General features: G+C 53.8%; 14 protein-coding genes and 1 tRNA gene. 9 read left to right on the forward strand and 6 right to left on the reverse strand.

What is annotated here, in order from left to right; all coding sequences use genetic code 11:
- Positions 1-15 precede the first annotated feature (15 nt).
- The 3 genes from ACR0J5_RS08620 to ACR0J5_RS08630 all read right to left on the reverse strand — a co-directional run bounded on the left by ACR0J5_RS08620 (position 16) and on the right by ACR0J5_RS08630 (position 6,727).
- On the reverse strand, positions 16-2,166 hold the full coding sequence (locus ACR0J5_RS08620; RefSeq protein WP_480652332.1) for a type I secretion system permease/ATPase: 2,151 nt from the start codon (positions 2,164-2,166) through the stop codon (positions 16-18).
- 121 nt (positions 2,167-2,287) lie between these two features.
- Positions 2,288-4,243, reverse strand: coding sequence for a type I secretion protein (locus tag ACR0J5_RS08625; protein WP_480652334.1), 1,956 nt, complete (start codon positions 4,241-4,243; stop codon positions 2,288-2,290).
- Between the two features lie 132 nt (positions 4,244-4,375).
- On the reverse strand, positions 4,376-6,727 hold the full coding sequence (locus ACR0J5_RS08630) for a hypothetical protein (protein ID WP_480652336.1): 2,352 nt from the start codon (positions 6,725-6,727) through the stop codon (positions 4,376-4,378).
- Between the two features lie 604 nt (positions 6,728-7,331).
- On the opposite strand from ACR0J5_RS08630, the gene ACR0J5_RS08635 reads away from it, so the two are divergent.
- Both ACR0J5_RS08635 and ACR0J5_RS08640 read left to right on the forward strand, forming a co-directional pair.
- A complete protein-coding gene (locus ACR0J5_RS08635) occupies positions 7,332-8,099 on the forward strand; it encodes a helix-turn-helix transcriptional regulator (protein WP_480652338.1) in 768 nt (255 codons plus the stop codon).
- Positions 8,092-8,589, forward strand: coding sequence for a hypothetical protein (locus ACR0J5_RS08640; protein WP_480652340.1), 498 nt, complete (start codon positions 8,092-8,094; stop codon positions 8,587-8,589). Before ACR0J5_RS08635 ends, ACR0J5_RS08640 begins: the two co-directional genes overlap by 8 nt.
- A 73-nt stretch (positions 8,590-8,662) precedes the next feature.
- Here ACR0J5_RS08640 and ACR0J5_RS08645 read toward each other — a convergent pair.
- Positions 8,663-8,748, reverse strand: a tRNA-Leu gene (locus ACR0J5_RS08645).
- A 42-nt stretch (positions 8,749-8,790) separates the two neighbouring features.
- On the opposite strand from ACR0J5_RS08645, the gene ACR0J5_RS08650 reads away from it, so the two are divergent.
- From ACR0J5_RS08650 to ACR0J5_RS08660, 3 genes are read left to right on the forward strand one after another with little or no spacing between them, the layout of a single operon-like run.
- Entirely contained in the window at positions 8,791-9,090 is a 300-nt protein-coding gene (locus tag ACR0J5_RS08650; protein ID WP_480652342.1) for a hypothetical protein, read from the forward strand.
- Entirely contained in the window at positions 9,087-9,443 is a 357-nt protein-coding gene (locus ACR0J5_RS08655; protein WP_480652344.1) for a hypothetical protein, read from the forward strand. The genes ACR0J5_RS08650 and ACR0J5_RS08655 overlap by 4 nt, the downstream gene beginning before the upstream one ends.
- Positions 9,440-10,705: a relaxase/mobilization nuclease domain-containing protein gene (locus tag ACR0J5_RS08660; protein ID WP_480652346.1), complete on the forward strand. Its 1,266-nt coding sequence runs from the start codon at positions 9,440-9,442 to the stop codon at positions 10,703-10,705. The genes ACR0J5_RS08655 and ACR0J5_RS08660 overlap by 4 nt, the downstream gene beginning before the upstream one ends.
- Positions 10,706-10,763: 58 nt before the next feature.
- Here ACR0J5_RS08660 and ACR0J5_RS08665 read toward each other — a convergent pair whose 3' ends face one another.
- Both ACR0J5_RS08665 and ACR0J5_RS08670 read right to left on the reverse strand, forming a co-directional pair.
- Positions 10,764-11,066 carry a hypothetical protein gene (locus tag ACR0J5_RS08665; protein ID WP_480652347.1) on the reverse strand — a complete coding sequence of 101 codons (303 nt, stop codon included), beginning with the start codon at positions 11,064-11,066 and terminating at the stop codon, positions 10,764-10,766.
- 33 nt (positions 11,067-11,099) lie between these two features.
- Positions 11,100-11,921 (reverse strand): hypothetical protein, encoded by an 822-nt coding sequence (locus tag ACR0J5_RS08670; protein ID WP_480652349.1) that lies wholly within the window; start codon positions 11,919-11,921, stop codon positions 11,100-11,102.
- Between the two features lie 152 nt (positions 11,922-12,073).
- Between ACR0J5_RS08670 and ACR0J5_RS08675 the strand changes: the two genes are divergently transcribed.
- The 4 genes from ACR0J5_RS08675 (at position 12,074) to ACR0J5_RS08690 (ending at position 15,131) form a co-directional block, all read left to right on the forward strand.
- The gene (locus tag ACR0J5_RS08675; RefSeq protein ID WP_480652351.1) at positions 12,074-12,238 is read left to right on the forward strand and encodes a hypothetical protein; all 165 of its coding nucleotides are present in this window, start codon (positions 12,074-12,076) and stop codon (positions 12,236-12,238) included.
- Between the two features lie 65 nt (positions 12,239-12,303).
- The gene (locus ACR0J5_RS08680; RefSeq protein ID WP_480652353.1) at positions 12,304-12,672 is read left to right on the forward strand and encodes a hypothetical protein; all 369 of its coding nucleotides are present in this window, start codon (positions 12,304-12,306) and stop codon (positions 12,670-12,672) included.
- A 115-nt stretch (positions 12,673-12,787) separates the two neighbouring features.
- On the forward strand, positions 12,788-14,557 hold the full coding sequence (locus ACR0J5_RS08685) for a type IV secretory system conjugative DNA transfer family protein (protein ID WP_480652355.1): 1,770 nt from the start codon (positions 12,788-12,790) through the stop codon (positions 14,555-14,557).
- On the forward strand, positions 14,550-15,131 hold the full coding sequence (locus ACR0J5_RS08690; protein WP_480652357.1) for a DUF7678 domain-containing protein: 582 nt from the start codon (positions 14,550-14,552) through the stop codon (positions 15,129-15,131). The genes ACR0J5_RS08685 and ACR0J5_RS08690 overlap by 8 nt, the downstream gene beginning before the upstream one ends.
- The last annotated feature ends 5 nt before the right edge of the window (positions 15,132-15,136 follow it).

A 15,136-nucleotide genomic window follows, 5' to 3' on the forward strand; every position in this document is an offset into this window, starting at 1 on the left:
CTTACTTCCCCCAAATTACTGCTTTTGAATGCCGGGCTGGTTGTTCCGCGGCCCGTTCAATTGTTGCAATACCTGTTCGCGATGACCAAACAGCGCCACACGGCCGTCCGTCAGCAGCATGATCTTGTCGACCGCGTTCAACAGGGTTGGCTTTTGCGTGATAACAACCACCGTAATCTTGTTGGCCTTGGCTTGTTCGATGGCCTTGGCCAGCGCCTTGTCGCCAGCCACGTCCAGGTTCGAGTTCGGCTCGTCCAGCACCACCATGCGCGGATTGCCAAAGAACGCCCGGGCCAGCGCGATACGCTGTTTCTGCCCCCCCGACAGGGGCGATCCATCGGCGGCCACCACCGTCTCATAGCCTTGCGGCAGGGTCGCGATCATGTTGTGCACGTCAGCCAGAACCGCGGCATCATGGATTTGCTCGTCCGTCGCGTCATTACGCATCCGGCCGATATTGTCCTTAATGGTGCCCGGGAACAGCTGCACGTCCTGCGGCAGATAACCGATGCTTTCGCCGAACTGACGCGGGTCCCAGTTACGGATATCCATCAGGTCCAGCCGCACGCTGCCCGATGTCGGCAGGATTGACCCCACCAGCGTCTTGCCCAGCGTGGTCTTGCCCGCGCCAGAGTTGCCGATGATCGCCAGCGTCTCACCCGGGTTAAGTGAAAAGCTGATCCCGTTCAGTACAACACGTTTGGTACCGCCGGGCACGTAAAGCAAGCGTTCCACATCCAGCCGGCCTTCGGGGCGCGGCAGGCGAAGTTTTTCGAATTGCAGGGCCGAGTTCGACAGTAGCTGATTAATCCGGGCATAGGCACCCCGGGTCAGCAGGAAGCTGTTCCAGCCTTCGATTGAACCTTCGATCGGGGCAAAGGCCCGGCCCGCGATGATCGAGGCCGCAATCACCATACCGCCGGTGATTTCACCCTGCAGGGACAAGAACGCACCCCAACCCAGAATGGTGATCTGCGTCAGCAGGCGCACACCTCGCGAAATGGCGGCAAAGATCACGTTGCGATCCTGCGCCTTGACCTGCCAGGTCAGCGACTGCGCGGTATCGCGACCCCAGATGCGCACGGCCTCGGGGATCATGGCCAGCGCGTTGATGATCTGGCTGTTCCGCGCCATCGAATCCAGGTGCATGTTCGCCATGGACTGCGCCTTGTTCGCCTCGGCAAAGGGTTTGGCGGTCATGCGCTGGTTGATGAAGGCAATCAGCATCAGCAGCAGTGCCGTGACGATCACGATCATGCCCAGCTGTGGATGCACCAGAAAGATCATCAGGATGAACAGAGGTGCAAAGGGCACATCAAGGAAAGAGATCAGAGTACCTGACACCAGAAATCCGCGCACTTGCTGCAGATCACCCAGCGTCTGATACTCGCGCCCGTTACCGTGCAGCGAGGCATGCGCCGCCGCACTTAACACCGGCGCGCCCAGACGCGCGGCAACCTCGACCCCGGTGCGCATCAGCATAAAGCGACGGACCGCGTCAAAGGCCGATTGAAAGACGACCGCTCCGGCCACGATAGCCGTCAGCATGATCAGCGTGTCCAGCGACCGGCTGGTCAGAACGCGGTCACTGATCTGGAACAGATAGATCGGGATCGCCAGAACCAGAATATTGGTCGCACAAGTCAACACCAGCACAAAGGCCAGATTGCGATAGATCGCCCGCAGCGAGGTGCGCAGCGTCTTTTGGAAATCTTCGGGCGGAGTGCGTTTGTGGAAAGTTTGGGGTGGCCCTTTGCCATCGCCGCCGCCTGAGTTGCTACGCAGCAATGGCTCATTCGCCTTGGCCTCGATAGTGGTGCCCATGCGTTCACCGCCTTTCGAGCGCGACGCGGGGGGTATACGGTCGCTCGTTTTGTTGACGGTTTCAGGATCGGGCCCCTTGGCATCGGCCACCCCATCGCCGCTGCCCTGTTGGTCACTGTCTTCGGCAGGCTGCGGCTGATCGCGTCGGGCAGAAGCACCGGCGCGCAATTGCGGCTCCTCATTCTGATCAGAATTTACAGGTTGCGCTTTCACGGTTTCATTGGCGCTCGCATCGCTATCAGCGACAGCCTCTTGTTCACCGTCTTTCGAATTGCGAACGCGAAAATCCTCGCTCAGGCGCAATCCGGGGGTCTTGTTGGGCTTATCTTCTACCTTGCTCATTTTCGGCGGCTTAGATACGCCGCCGCCGTTGCGATCCAATGGGCTTGGGAATCGCCTCGGACGAGACGGAAAAACAATCGACATGTCAAAACTTTCAGGTCACTCGTAACAAACAGGGTTACTATGCTAGCATAGTTTGCAGGCCGTCGTCGATGGTGGCCATTTCAGAAGACGTAAGATTCGAGTTGCCAGCCATACCGTCAGCGTCATTTCCGGCATCGGCTTCTTCCATCAGAAGAGCAATTGCTTCGTTTACCAGTTCAGCATTTTCTTCTTCGGGGCTGTCGATCAGGCTGGCCTGATGCAACATCACGTCAGAATACTCTTCCTCTTGTGCCCTTACGACCGAATCCACACCAATTTTGGTGACGTTGGCTGCGTTCAGGATGGCATTTCCGGCACCAAGGGCCGAAGTCTCTTCACCACCCGGCCCTTCGACATACACATCATCGTCGTCCTGCAGAATGGTGACCTGATCGATCACATTAATTTGAAGTAAATCGCCTTCGATCTTGAGAACACGGATCAACTCGGCGCCCGCGAATTCAGGATCGTTCAACAATGCGTCCTCTAACGCATCAGTGTCCACTTCCTGGAGATCAACGGTGCTGGCCAAATTGTCGCTCAGGGCCTCATGGGTGTCTTCGCCCTGAGTCGATACCGACACCTGATTCATCACCAGATTGTCTTCGGCATCGGTCGGCTGCGCGCCATGGACCACATCATTGTCGAGCAGAACGATGGTCTGCGACACGACATCGATGGAAACCATATCGCCGCCGATGATGATCACATCATAGAAGCTGCCCAGCTGGATGATATTGGTCACGTTGATCAACGTGTTGTCGCCCAGCGTATAGGCTGTCGAGCTGGCCGTGATATCGGTCGAAATCTGGTCGATATCCGTCGCGTCGATAACTTGTTCGATAAAGTTGGTCACCAACAGGTCACCGCTGATCCAGTCGACCGTGACGAAGGTTTCCTGTGTTTCGGGATCTTCCAGAACGTTGTCTTCGACCCAAGCCGCCTCGTTGCCTTCCACATTGATCGCGGCGGCCTGAACAACCTTGGTTTCGCTCTGCACGCCGTCTTCGCCTTGGTCGGTATCCGAGACGATGGCAACCTGGCTGACAACTGTCAGGTTAACGGCCTGTCCGCCAACAACGATGTTGGGCGCATCCACCCAACCAACGCTGATCGACACTTCGTTGATCGCCAGGTTTCCACCTGCAACGATCGAGTGGCCATCTTCGAACTCATAGTCGTCTGATTGATCCCACTCGGCCGGCAGAGCTTCGGCAAAGGTATCCTCTTCGCCGTCTTCCTCGTCGTCGTCCTGGTGATGGTCCGGCTGCAGGTCCAGAAAATTGGGAATCTCGTCGACTTGTTCGCCGTTGACGATCATCCCGGTCGCATCCTCGCCGTGGAACTGATAAACAGTCACACCTTCGATTTCGACATTGATCGGCGATTCAATCTGTTCGATCAGCATCTCGATCGCTTCGCCGGACTGATAGTCCTGAATATGGACTGACAGCGTCGAGATCGCGTGCAGTTGGGTCGCGCCTTCAGCGAGGGCCGCGCCCTGCGCCATCAGGACCTCGACATCGCGGAAGTCGCCTTCGCCAACAGTATCGTTGTCGTTCAGATAGACCTTCTGAACCGTATGCGTAACGGCTGAGCCAATCAGTTCGTTGATGTAAACCGGTTCAAGGATGATGTTAATTTGTGTCAGCGTCGCGCCTGTGGCCAGGGTTTCAGGCAAGTAGATATTGGCTTGGACTGCCGGACCCGAGAAGGTTTCCGGGTCACTCAGCTGAACCTGTACCGAGGGGTTGGCGGGATAGCTTACCTGAGGCGCTGCGAATTTATACGGAAGCGGATCATATTCACCGGAAATCGGCTTGAGGTCGGCTTTCACAGAAATACGTGTAGGATCTTCAAGCTCTTCAAGTTCGGCTTTGCGGCGCAACGCCGTGAATTCTTCGTACTGGTCGCGCCAGCGTGCCTGTTCAATGGTCAGGGCAAATGTACCAACAAAATGTGCAATCTGTTCAGAAATACTGTCAAGCGACATCTGGGTTTCCTTTCCCCGCGCCGGCCTAAAATTTCCGGCTTAGGTTCGGTTGGACCGAGGCCACGTTGTGCGCCCCCGGAGTTGTCTTGGAAGGAGTCAGAGCCCGCGTAAGAGCGGGCTCTGGTTCTTCTATTAGGTGTCGGTGTCGTCGCTCGAGTAGCTGGACGACATGTTGCCACCAACCATGGTCGTGTCGACCGAGTTGCCCAGGACGTTGGCGCCCATGACAATCGACTGGTTGAAGGCCGCGGTGTCGACAACTGCTGCTGCAGATGCGTTCGACTCGCCGGACACGATGCTGTCACCAGCATTGTTCGCGCCCCAGGTACCCGCGTTTCCGCCGTTACCACCGTCGCCCGAGTTGGCACCAGATGCGTTTCCGCCTTCCTGAGCGCCGCCTTTGACGTCACCGATGTCCAGGTAACCGTGGGCGTTACCACCCTCGCCACCTGTGGCCATCGCAGCACCACCGCCGCCGCCGAAGCCGGAGTCAGCCGTACCGTGCGACGTACCGTAACCGGTTGCAGTCGCATCGTTGTCCGAGCTCCCTGCGCCAGCATAACCCGAGATCGCTTGGGCCAAGCTGTCGGCAGAGCCGTCAGTGTCAGCCACTGCGAATACTTCGGCGTCTCCGGCGTTTCCGGCATCGTTGTCGGCGTCAGCAGATCCGGTGCCACGTGCATCAGACGTTGCATCCTGATCAACAGCACCACCACCGCCACCGAAGCCGTCTGCTTTCGCAGTACCGGTACCCTCGGCGTCAGCATGACCGTCGGTGTCGTTGGTTCCACCGTTGCCACCATCAGAATCTGCATCCTGATCGTTGCCGGCTTTACCGTACACATCACCAGCAGTCGGCGATACCTCAGGACCTGTTGCGTCCTGATCGCCTACACCCTTCGCAGAAGAGTCTGCTTCGGCACGACCACCGTCAGCGTCGCCACCCGGGCCGTTGCCGCCAGTGCCGTCACCACCGATACCTTTACCACCGGTACCGTCGCCGCCATCAGCGCCATCAGCGTTCACGTCGCCGCCATAGGCTTTGTCGTATCCGCCAGCATCAGCATCTGCGTCGTTGTGGTTCAGACCGCTCAGGCCATTCAGCTGCTTGGCACCTGCAACGGCTGTGTCGATCTGGCCGGCATCGCCGCCTTCGCCACCGCCACCGGTGCTGTCGCCGCCAACGCCTTTGGCGCCGTCACCGCGAGCACCGTCACCGTTGCCACCGTCACCACGGCCGCCATCAGCATCTGCGTCTGCGCCAGCTGCGCTTGCTGCTTTGCCCAGACCGATGTTGCCACCCGAAGAGGTGTCACCAGCGTCTGCATCGCTTTCGGCGTCGTTCTTGGCCAGACCAATGTTGCCAGCGCCGCTGTCGCCGCCATTTGCGTCGTCAGCCGAAGCGTCATTGTCCGCCAGCGCGCCGCCTTTAGCAGCAGCAATGCTTGCGTTGTCGCCGCCTTCGGATTCGCCGTCATTGCCAGCGCCCGACACACCCAGGCCCAGGCCCAGACCGATCGAACCGGCATTGCCGCCGTCGCCACCGTTGCTGTCGGCGTCCGATGCATCGGAATGACCGTCATTGTCGGCATCCGAATCCGCGTCCGCGTGACCACTGTTGCCACCGTCACCGGATCCATCCGAGTCAGCGTAGCCTTTGCCCACATTCAGGCCAAGCGTGGTTGCATCGCCCGAAGCACCGCCGTTACCAGCGTCTGCGTCGGCGTCAGCATCACCTGCTTCACCACCGGCTGCAATTGCTGTGCTGCCCTTGGTGTAAGCTGCTGCGTCGCCACCATAGTTGTAGCCGCCGTCACCGGTGTCGCCACCGACAGACTGCGAAGAGATGCCTTCAGCAGAGGTTGCGGTTCCGCCACGCGCGTCGCCCGACTGGTCAAAACGACCGTCGTTGCGGACAGTTGCGTCACCAAGATGGTCCGCGTCGTTCAGCTCGGCCAGCTGGCTGTTGATGGCCAGCATGTCATTGCCTTCGCCGTTCAGCGAAATATCCAGGTTCATGTCGTCGCCGGGATCGTAGTCAAAGTCGTTGCCGACAGTGATAACGTCTTCGACCGAACCGCCTTTGCTGACGTCGACATCTACCAGATCGTCATCGCGCGGGATCCACTCGCCACCGCCAAAGTCGATGTTGACCTTGTTGGAGTTGGAGTTGTCGTTGCTGTCGTCGCCGCCGTTCTTCTGCTGCTGACCGTTAATATTAGCAACGTCGTTGTCGTTCTTGTTATCAACGTCGTTATCGACGTCGTTGTCATTCTTAACTTCGTTGTCGTTCTTATTCTCGTTGTCGACATCGTTGTCGTTCTTATTCTCGTTGTCGTTATCCTGCTCATTTACATCAGCATCGATATCGACGTCGGCATAGCCAACTTTCACATCGGCATCGACAGGTGCATAGACCTTGTCGACGTTCACTTCGCCGATTGCTGTAATATCATTATTTGGTTGAGAGCGTCTGCTAGACATAAGAAAATTCCACTTACTAAGCGCTCGACCGTCATTCATCTACAAAACGGCTACTCGCGCGGTTGAAACAAAATTTTTGCGATCAGGCGCAAAACGCGCATGACGCGGTCGTTTTCTGTGACTTCGTGCCCACCTCCCTTTCCCGGCTAAAGCCGATGCGAGGCCTGCGGTTTTGATGAACGCGCTAATTCGCGATTCGCAGGCAAGTCAGTAACCACGCTTCTCAAATTGAAGCAGGATCATGGTCGCAGCAGGAAAGTGACCTGAATAGCTGCCCTAAAGCATTAGACAAGCCATGCTGTTGTTTTTAAACAATTATTAACCACTATCTTGGTAACTTTCAGGATCGGCCCATAAAAATAAGGCAAGATTTCGGCAAAATTGTTAACGCCATAATATTGCTGCTTTTTTGCCAAATTCGGCGCAAAATACCTAACCGAAAGTTCTAGTTCCAATTGGCAGGACAACACGAATTGTTGATGAGATTTAGACTTTCCGGTATAGTGCTCAGGCAATAACAGTTAATTTACCGTTAATTTACGCTCCGCGTGTTGTTTACGATTTCGCCGCTTTTTTTGTGCGGTGTGGTTTATAGGGGGAAGTAATGAGCAGTCCGCTGCAGGATAGTGTTGCCCAAATTCATGTAAGTCCCGAAGATTTCTCGATCAATTTCATCGGCAAGGAACTCTTCTTTTCAAATCCAACTCTTCGTAGTGTGCAGTCAGAGTTTGGCGTGTCCGCGCATCGCTTTGATGACATCGCCCAAATGAAAGCGGCGGGCACCTCGGGATTCGGCGCCGGTCAGGTCGTGGTCGTCGATCAGATCATGCTGGATGATCTGCTGACCCGCCCCGAGGTCTATTCCGAACTCGCCGGCGCTGGTTGCCTGGCCTTTGCCTATCGCAAAGACAGTGCAGCACGATCGCTTTTCAAGGCATGGGACCGTCGTCTGTATGGCGATATCGGCTACCTACCGATGAATGTGGCGCCGGATGTATGGCGTTCGATTCTGAGGCTGCTAATGCACGAAGAGCTGTACCTGCCCAGTTTCCTGGCAGACTGCGTGCCCGACACGCGCCCGCAGACCAAACCGCGCACGCTCGACGGCTCCAACTTTGGCGCGACATCTGAACCAAGGGCGTCGCATCCGGCCTATGAGCGGCTGACAAAGCGGGAGAAGCAGGTCCTTCAACTTGTCTCGAAAGGGCAAAGTAACAAGATCATAGCGTCAAACCTTGGTATTACCGAACACACGGTAAAGCTGCACATGCACAATGTGGCGGGAAAGATTGGGGTCAGCAACAGAACGGCGGCGGCGCAGTTCTATTTCGAAGTCACCTCAAACGAACAGACGGGTCAGACCGTTGACTGAGACGCTTGAAACCCGGTTTGACCGTCTCATCCTGCTGGTCGGCAGGCTGAACTACATGTGGACCAACACGGAAAGCCTGTTGATCCACCTGATTGCAGGGCTCAGCAACACCAATAAAGATGTGGCCGTCATCATCTTTCTGACGCTGAACACCACGCGCGCCCGGATCGATCTGGTCGAACGGCTGGCCAAGATGGAGGGGCGCCCGGCAGAGATTCGTGACCCAATCCTTGAACACACCCAGCGGCTCAGCAAGCTGTCGTCGATCCGGAACCGGTACAACCATTGTATCTATTCCTTCGATGCCGACAGCGGAAATCCAAAGACCATTCTGATGCGAATCGCGGATCGGAAAACGGACATAAAGCTGGGCCGCGAGGATACCGTCGACGAACAGGCAATACAGGAAATTGAGAACATCGTTTCCCAGCTTTCGGCGGCAAACCGAGACATCTGGAACCTGATCAAAAAACTGGGCTTTCCGGTTTAAGACGGCGGGCGGTATTTCAGGGCCCTACCCTACCCGCCCGACGGCGCTGCCCCCCATCCAAACAAGATAGGTTTGGTACCCGCGGCCGGACTCGAACCGGCACGGCGTTTCCGCCTGGAGATTTTAAGTCTCCTGTGTCTACCATTCCACCACGCGGGCAAAGCACTTTGGGCCTGACGAAATCACTAAGGGCACAAGGCAATGAATACAATGCGCTTTGCGAATGAATTTGGCCACTGTCTACCTGATGCGTTCAACATCGGAGCAAACACCGCTAACTGTCTAGGTTTAGCACAAGCATGGAGTCCGCATATCAAGCCACACAGCGAAGATGACAAGCTTCCAATTTGTCGTGAAATGGTGCGCTCGGAAAGAGCGAGTTCGAACTGCTCTGCTGACGTAAACACACCTGATCTGGATGAGATATTCAACGAGCTAGAGCGTTGGCATGACATCCTGAAAGATCACGATAAATCGTTTCTGCGGGGGCCGCGCCCATGACACGCCCTGCACCATTTTCTCTCAGATTGACCGACGATGAGCGCAAGCGACTGGAATCCCAAGCTGGCTCCATGCCGTTGGCGTCATACATCAAGTCCGTGGTTTTTGCCGACGAGGCCCCCAAATACCGTAGGCGGAAAAAACCACCTGTTGCAGAGCAACAGCTCTTGGCTGAGGTACTGGCACGTCTTGGTCAGACTCGCACGTCGAGCAATCTCAACCAGATCGCCAAACATCTGAATCAAGGGACCCTGATTCTTGATGATGAATTAGAAGCTGACCTCAAACGCGCCGTCGCTGAGGTCGCATGGCTGCGGGCCACGCTGATTGAAGCATTGGGAATCAAGTCTTGATCCTCAAAGGCTCCCAACGCGGTGGCGCTAAAGCTCTGGCCGATCATCTGATGAACGACCGTGACAATGATCACGTCTTTTGCTTAGAGTTGAGGGGATTTCTATCTGAACAACTTCATGGTGCCTTGTCCGAGACACACGCGATTTCTAAAGCAACCCAATGCAAGCAATTTATGTTTTCACTGAGTTTAAACCCACCTACTGGGCATGACGTCACTGAGGATGCGTTTATCGACGCGGCGGATCGCGCTGAAGAACAGCTTGGCCTGAGTGATCAACCCCGCGCTATTATCCTCCATGAGAAAGAAGGCCGTCGCCACGCCCACGTGGTGTGGTCGCGCATCGATGCCGACGACATGAAGGCGATCAATCTGCCTCATTTCAAAAACAAACTGCGAGATGTGTCTCGCGATCTATTTCTGGATCATGGGTGGCAACTACCAGAAGGCCAAGCGACCTATGGAAACAAGTCCCCCCTGAACTTCACATTAGAAGAATGGCAACAGGCCAAACGTCAGAATCTTGACCCGCGCGAGATCAAGCAAGCGTTCCAGCAAGCATGGGAACGCAGCGATAGCCAGATCGGCTTCAGGAACGCCCTTGAAGATCGGGGGTACTTCTTGGCCAAAGGTGATCGGCGCGGCTTCGTCGCGTTAGATGTCGATGGGAATATCTACGCCATTCCCAAATGGACTGGTCTCAGAGCCAAAGAGGTTCGGGCCAAGCTAGGTTCACCGGAGAGCTTACCGTCAGTTGCAGACACGCTGTCTGACATTCGAAGCAAAGTCACGAGCCAAATGCGAGACTTCATCTCTCAAACCAAAGATCGTCAGTCCCGCGAACTTGATGCACTAGGTGATGAACAAACGAACCTCAAACGTGCCCATCAGAAAGAGCGGCAGAAGCTAAGGGACGGTCAAGAGAAACGCTGGATCGAAGAAACCAAGACTCGGTCCGATAGGCTCAACAAGGGGCTGCGCGGTCTGTTTGATCGCCTAACGGGCAAAGCCAAATTCATTCGCTCTCAAAACGAAAAAGATGCGCGTACCTGCGCGCGCCGCGATCAAAAGCAGCGTGACTTCATGGTTTTCGAACAGACAAAGGAGCACCGTGCCTTACAGCGCGAAATTCAAAAGCTTCAACGAAAGCAATCGGATGAACGGCGACTTCTTGCTACTAGCATAAGGCTATCGCGAAATTTGAATTCAACATCACCACAGCATGTTCGCGGAACTGCGCGACACCTCAATTTATCTCTATAAGCCTTTGTAACACTTTAAAATCAACAGTGAGTGGCAATAGTTTCAGGAAAATCGGAGTTTACAAATGGATTGACCGCAAGCGTCGAGAAACAGCTTCACGGGTATCGTGATCCAACTCTTCTTCAACATCGCACGCTTGGGCGGCAATTTTTGCCATCTCAGCAAACGTTCCACGATGCTCTGGTGCGATTATCTCGGATTTTGATAGACAGAAGAATAGCTGGTTCATCGTCATGCCTTCAAAGATGTTTGGGACATCCTCCGTTGAGCGAACAGAACCCTCTTCTATGAACTCGACAAGGGTTGCGAGATCAGGTTTCGTAAGTGTTAGGTCAAAAAGTGCTATTGCTTCCTTCTTCATTTAGGGAAGCATATCAAATTCCGACAATTTTAGTCAACTAAATTTCATTATATAGTCGAGAATGTCAGTCATGCTGTCATCATCCTTGAATTCATCGATATGGAAATGGCCTAAATTCACTGCTCCTGTTTGGGATCTACGCGCCCAAATTCTAAAGCTCGGATGCGGTCCCTTACCCGCAACGGCAATCAAATTACCCACCATATCATCGACGGCAACATCTTCCCCTGGAACGGGATCAAGATCGTGGAAGTCATAAAACTTCATACAATAAGGCGAGTTCGTCATTCCAAAAAAATTTGTTGAGTACGGCAATATCCAACCCTTATCAACTTCATATCTGTGCCGTCCTCTAGCTTCAAAATCTTGCACCTCAGTTAGACGATAGACACCACCCTCTTTCTCTATTCGAAGCAGTGACCTGACAAAATGAGCACCGTCTGGAACACGCCAAGAACGTCTGTACAGAGCATATGAAAATCTCATGCTCTCTATCTGATCGTATTCATACCCACCGTCAGAGGCAGAAAACTTCTCCATCAGACTATCGACAAACATCTGATCTTCTGTAGAAGCCCGCCTGCCTGAAAGGCCCGACGAAATTACTTTGAAACGTGCAGGCCCTTTGCTGAGAAACGTATAAATCAGATTACCCTTCTCAAAGTTCTTGATCCCAGTTTCCCTGTAACGTCTATAAGTTTTGGAAGACATATCCGGCCACATATCATTGTGACCTTGCTTCCAAAGCTTGATAGCATGGATGACTTCGGCATCTCGAACACCACGTTCATCGTGCAATTCTTGCATAGCCTTCTGGAGCATCTCCCTCTGCTTAGGAACGCCTGTATAGCTCATAGATATCACCCAAAGACGGACATAGGCGGGACAAAACCGGACACCATTTGGCAATACAATGTCACGCCTTTGTCCCCTCATGTCTCTTTTGACATGCGATATTCGATTCGTGAAGGGCACGTATTGTGCGTGCTCAAAGCGGAGTAAAATCAATGAGCAATCAAGGTTCTGGCACTGTCCTGCCCGTCAACAACGGTGAAACTCGCGTCACGGGAGGCACTGGCTACGTCAATGTAGGTGGCACTGTCCATCAGGGCACCAACATCGGCAATGGCCAAGTGCAAACCTCTGATGGAAAAATCCACGGCGGGAAGTGATCCAACTATGGTGCGGCTGCTTACCTGCCGCACCGCAAACTACCTTACCAACTCTGGTGAACGCAATGCCGCACCTAATGACCGTCGGGTCGGTCGCGATGGCTCTCGTGCTATTCCAAATGGCAACCTTAGTCATAGGCGGCCACTTCGCCAAAGACCTTTTGGCAGGATTCTATGATGCCTTTCCGCAATGGTGGCAACGCATGTTGATTGTGATCGTGCCGCTGTCTGGCCTAGGTAACTTGTTCGCAGCCTACGCCTTTCAAACGCCTGTGGTCGCTGGCGTGTCGTTTCTGATCATGGGTCTTTGGTCGCCAATTGTGATGGCCTTGATCATCGGGGAACGCGGCTTCACAACCATCGACCTTCTAATCATGATCGCAATTTCGTGCCTCGGCGTGTGGCTTGGCGTCCGCATGGGTGCCGCACAATGATCAAATCTTAAATCCACTGATCAATCTAGCACCAAACACTGCCAAATCGAGACACTACACCTACCCGCAAACGGAACTTAAGCCTCTCTCTTTAAACAAAAAGGAATGTAATTTCATGTTCGAACAGAACTATGGATATGGCTACGATTACGCCTTCATGTCTATGATGGCACGCATTGTTTTGATCGTCGTAGCATCAGGTCTTGGCTTTGCGCTGGGGTGGTTGTTCTCGCCTCATTCGGCAGGCTTTCGAAAGATCGCCCTGATCGTTTTGGCTGGTGCTTTAGTCTTGGCCGCAATCTTCCTGAACAACTTTATCGGGTGGAACGCAGCCGCTCTTGTTGCCTTGATCGGGTTTTGCGCTGGCATCGGATTTTGGTTCCGGGGCATTTCCTCTGGGTTCTTCGAAAAGCCAACAACATTTGGCTCAAGCCGGTGGGCTGAGGAAGAAGACCTAAAAAAGAACAAGCTATTTGACGCGACTGGAATTCGGCTGGGTGAATACCAGATGGCTAACGGGCAATATGAGGCAATTTCGTACAAAGGAGATCGCCACCTTCTGACGGTTGCACCGACCCGTTCCGGGAAAGGGACAACTCAGATTATTCCAAATTTGTTGTGCTACGAAGGTTCGGCAGTGGTGATCGACCCCAAAGGTGAGAACGCCCTAGTCACCGCAAAGCGGAGATCTGAGATGGGACAAGACGTGCACATTGTCGATCCTTGGGGAATCGTGGATGTTGAAGGCATTGAGACCTCATCCTTCAATCCATTGGATTGGTTGGACAAGCACGATCCAGACATCACCGAAAACTCGATGATCTTGGCAGACGCCTTGGTCGTCGGCGACAGCCATTCGGACAGCTTTTGGGAAGAAGAGGCAAAGGCACTGCTTCAAGGGTTATTGCTCTATGTTGCCTCGGCCAAAGAAGAAGATGGCCACCGGCACTTGGGTCGTGTTCGCGATATTCTGGTGAGCAGCGGGCCCGAGCAACAAGAAACCTTCCAGAGAATGGCCAAGTCCGGTCATCACATCATTTCCAGTACGGGCCGTCGCTGCCTTCAGAAGGACGAAAAACTGCTCTCAAACGTCATCGCATCGGCACAGGCACAAACGCATTTTCTGGACAGTCAGCGCTTGCGATCAAACCTGATCACATCCAGCTTTGGGTTTGGCGATTTGAAAGCCAAACCAACAACGATCTATCTGGTTTTACCTGCGGATCGGTTGAACACGTTCGGGCGTTGGTTGCGTCTGCTGGTCCAACAAGCCATCACCGTGAATGCTCGAAACATCGAAACGAAACCAGAAAAGTCCGTGCTGTTCCTTCTTGATGAATTTGCGGCGTTGGGGCGTCTCAGCATGGTTGAGCAAGCTTATGGCCTCATGGCGGGCTATGGAATGCAACTTTGGGGTATCGTACAAGACCTCAACCAACTGGACCGCATTTATGATAAGGGCTGGCAGAGCTTCGTCTCCAACGCAGGCATGATCAATTATTTTGGTTCAGCCGACAAAATGACGGCAGACTACTTTTCGAGCCTGTGTGGTGAGGAAACTGTATGGAACCTGTCCTATGCGTTTTCTCGGGCGTTTAGCTCAAGTAGTGGTCAAGGAGGTGAATCCTCATCAACGACGACAACAAACAATGACAACCTCGCACCCACGCAGCGTAAACTTGCTTTCCCTGATGAATTGATGCGGCTGCAAAGTGACACACAAATTGCGTTCATCGACAATATGTACCCGATGCTCGCCAAGAAAGTCGCGTGGTTCGACGATCCTGAACTCAAGCATTTCGGCGTGAACCTTCACGAACCTGACAGCACCGCCACTCCACGCTCAGCGGATGATATTTTGAACAAGGATGTTTCGAGTGTCTAAAGACGACAAAACCCCCGGCAAGAAAGTCAACTTTCGCGGTGAAAACCACTCCGACAAGATTCAATTCAGGAAAACCTCGACAGAGGAAAAAGGTCAGAGAACGGTCGCGGACCGAGATGGTACCCAGCGGAGATACAAACCTGCAAACACCATGTCCAACAACACCAGATCAATGTCTCCCACTGGCACGGTTGCGGTAAAGGGTCGCCGCGATGTGCACATTACCGTCACATCGGAGGAAACTCCTGACCAACTAATCGAAGTCAATCTGGATCGCACTGACGTGAACCTTGAATATCAAGACGAAGGCTTGAACGTCCTTGTGAAACGGGAAGAAGAGATGTCCGAACGTGGCATTGACGGTGGTCACATATCACGAATGACCATAACCAAAGGTGAACTGGGCAAGGAAGAAATCCTTGCCCACTTTGACCACGGTGAATGGCTCAAGGAACCAGAGACATTCTTGGAAAAACAGGCCGTCATGGACGCTATTGAACTGGACAATGGGATCGAAAAACCTGATGTCGAACGGTCGGTATCTCAGTCCAAAGATCATGATATTGATAGATAAGTTCT

The organism is Ruegeria sp. BE1 (genome assembly GCF_056538885.1).

Coding starts and splice junctions, on each gene's coding strand:
- ACR0J5_RS08620 (WP_480652332.1), bottom strand. CDS start 2,166: ATGAGCAAGGTAGAAGATAAGCCCAACAAGACCCCCGGATTGCGCCTG.
- ACR0J5_RS08625 (WP_480652334.1), bottom strand. CDS start 4,243: ATGTCGCTTGACAGTATTTCTGAACAGATTGCACATTTTGTTGGTACA.
- ACR0J5_RS08630 (WP_480652336.1), bottom strand. CDS start 6,727: ATGTCTAGCAGACGCTCTCAACCAAATAATGATATTACAGCAATCGGC.
- ACR0J5_RS08635 (WP_480652338.1), top strand. CDS start 7,332: ATGAGCAGTCCGCTGCAGGATAGTGTTGCCCAAATTCATGTAAGTCCC.
- ACR0J5_RS08650 (WP_480652342.1), top strand. CDS start 8,791: ATGAATACAATGCGCTTTGCGAATGAATTTGGCCACTGTCTACCTGAT.
- ACR0J5_RS08655 (WP_480652344.1), top strand. CDS start 9,087: ATGACACGCCCTGCACCATTTTCTCTCAGATTGACCGACGATGAGCGC.
- ACR0J5_RS08665 (WP_480652347.1), bottom strand. CDS start 11,066: ATGAAGAAGGAAGCAATAGCACTTTTTGACCTAACACTTACGAAACCT.
- ACR0J5_RS08670 (WP_480652349.1), bottom strand. CDS start 11,921: ATGAGCTATACAGGCGTTCCTAAGCAGAGGGAGATGCTCCAGAAGGCT.
- ACR0J5_RS08675 (WP_480652351.1), top strand. CDS start 12,074: ATGAGCAATCAAGGTTCTGGCACTGTCCTGCCCGTCAACAACGGTGAA.
- ACR0J5_RS08680 (WP_480652353.1), top strand. CDS start 12,304: ATGCCGCACCTAATGACCGTCGGGTCGGTCGCGATGGCTCTCGTGCTA.
- ACR0J5_RS08685 (WP_480652355.1), top strand. CDS start 12,788: ATGTTCGAACAGAACTATGGATATGGCTACGATTACGCCTTCATGTCT.